The 2,351-nt window shown below is 48.8% G+C and carries 1 protein-coding gene; it reads right to left on the bottom strand.

Going from position 1 to position 2,351, the window contains the following annotated elements:
• Positions 1 to 1,374: 1,374 nt before the first annotated feature.
• Positions 1,375 to 1,668: a hypothetical protein gene (locus HRU21_12830; protein NRA43174.1), complete on the bottom strand. Its 294-nt coding sequence runs from the start codon at positions 1,666 to 1,668 to the stop codon at positions 1,375 to 1,377.
• Positions 1,669 to 2,351 lie beyond the last annotated feature (683 nt).

Raw genomic sequence — 2,351 nt, 5'->3', positions numbered from 1 at the left:
GACACCATAAATTTATGGCAATACCGTTTTTAGTGTTTTTTGTTGTTTTTGTTTGGTTTTATGTTTTTTTGTTTTTCACGGTACCGTCTTTAGCACGTTTTTAGGTGACCTAAAAACTACAAAACAATGCCGGTAAGCCAAAAACCTACAAACTATAATTACTTTACTTCGAGTTATCCCCACCATTATGAGAGGTTCATGGCATCAGCTGCCACAAATAGCAGGAGTAGTCGTAGTAGAGGATTAGTGGTAGAAGACGTAGTAGTAATAGTAGTAGTGGCAGTAGTAGACCCAGTAGACGTATAATTGGCATGTAATGGACATACAATAAACATGTAATGCATACACTCCAGCTTGTATTTTCTATCGAAGCGCAAGTCCGCATCTACTGGAGCTGCTCGAATCTGCTATTGTACACTGTCCACTTGAAACAGCATCTCATCACAAGTCTTAAGCTCATCACTACCCTCTGCGCGTGGACTGCATGCAGTGCAGTGCATATGCGTTTGTGTCGCCGAAGTACGGATCCACATGCACTCACCTGCATACATACACCTCACATGAGTTCAACCAACCACGTCACACAGTCCTAACATTATTGTCACATGCCGGCAGTCCCGCGCAAGGGCTCAATCGCCTCTCAGACAACCGGAAACTAGGCGTCCGCAATCTGTAGCAGGGCAACTGCCGCCAGAAACACACCGACATTCTCACACAGAGACACACCCAATTCCACGTGAGCGCATCCATGCGATCGCCCCAGACGGTGTTGTTAGTGTTGGTAGCACTGCGCATCCATGCGGTCGCCCCAGAACAACAAAGCACTGTAACTCAAACTGTTGCTTCACGCAAGCACATGCAAACACTTCACAAAGGATCTGGACACTTGATGCACGTCACATGCTCATCACTTACAATAACCGCATGCATGGAATCAGCACAACACGCAATCATCATGCAATCATCAGCATGACAGGCGGAACCTGCCAACAAGAGCACACGGGCACACACCCACACACACAATCTGAATTGTTTTCCGTCGAATGTCTGGTCTGCATCTGTCGGAGCTGCTCGAATCTGCTGCTGTACACTATCCATTTGCACAGAACAACAGCTCATCACCAGTCTTACACTCATCACTACCGTCTGCGCACGGACTGAATGCAATGCATTGAATATGCGTCCGTGTCACCGACGAACGGCTCCACATGACAGAGATAAGCATGCATACAATACATACACTCCTGACACTCAATACATACATTGCAAACATTACATACATAATGCCGTCAATGAAATCACACACTCATAACATTATGGTCAGATGCCATCAGTCCTGCGCACAAGTTCAAGCGCCCTTCAGACGACCACACTCTACGCGTTTGCAGGCCCTAGAATGCCAACAGCCGCAATCACCACACCCGCATGCTCCTCCACTTTTGTGACTGCGCGCATGCTATCGCCCCAGACGGAGTCGTCCGTGTTGGTAGCACTGCTGTTGGCGTTCAGCTGCCACTCATGCTCTCCAGCCACCCAGAATTGCTCTTGTGTGCGGAACACCATTTGTCTGCCATGGAACCTCTGGCCATCGCCAGACTGCGACAGTTGGCCTTCTGAAGCAGCATACCAAGTATTCCCATCATCATCTGAGCTTATTGAGATGGCCATGACTTCACCGTCAACCCCGGTAGTTGTCCGCTGGTCACACACATAGAGTTGGATCTCCCGCACGAAGCGGTACGTGTACTGGTAGCCCCCATCGAAAGCTCTCTGAGTTCCGATCGACAGCGTCACCGGCAGCTCCTTTGGGTCGGAGTATACAACCGTGGTGGCCATCGGACAATCTATTCCGCCTGCCGATTCGACTTTGCAAGTGGCTGCGCGTGGTTATTGAATGACTCAGACATTTGCCTATGACAATGACACTCACACTTTGGCTTGGCGTGTTAGCTAGACATGACCTGTGTCACTTCACATGCAGTACTAAGATTCTGATAGCTAGTGGTGGGGATAACTTGGTAGTTGTCTGGTGATCACACACATACATATTGATATCATCCGCGACGCAGTAGTTGTACTCATAGCCTCCGGCATACAACCATGGCTGATATCGGACTATCTACTTCGCCTATCGACTTCGCCTATCGATTCGAATTTGCAAGTGGCTGCGCATGGTTATTGCATGAATCAGAAAGTTGACTAGGGCAGTGAAACCCACAAGCACATCACATGTTAGCTAGACATGTCCCGCGCCACTTCACATGCAGTACTGAGGTTTCTAGGAGTGCACACTGCTGCCATGTACAGCAGGCTTGCCAGACATGTCAGTTAGGGTCTGTCGTTGGCAGGGG

Source organism: Pseudomonadales bacterium, from assembly GCA_013215025.1.
GTDB lineage: Bacteria > Pseudomonadota > Gammaproteobacteria > Pseudomonadales > DT-91 > DT-91.
Note: the sequence above shows the minus strand (reverse complement) of the source record. Positions and strands in the feature narration are given on the sequence as shown.

Excerpts from the sequence above, each read along its gene's own strand:
- HRU21_12830 (NRA43174.1), bottom strand. The coding sequence starts at position 1,668 with ATGGCCATCTCAATAAGCTCAGATGATGATGGGAATACTTGGTATGCT.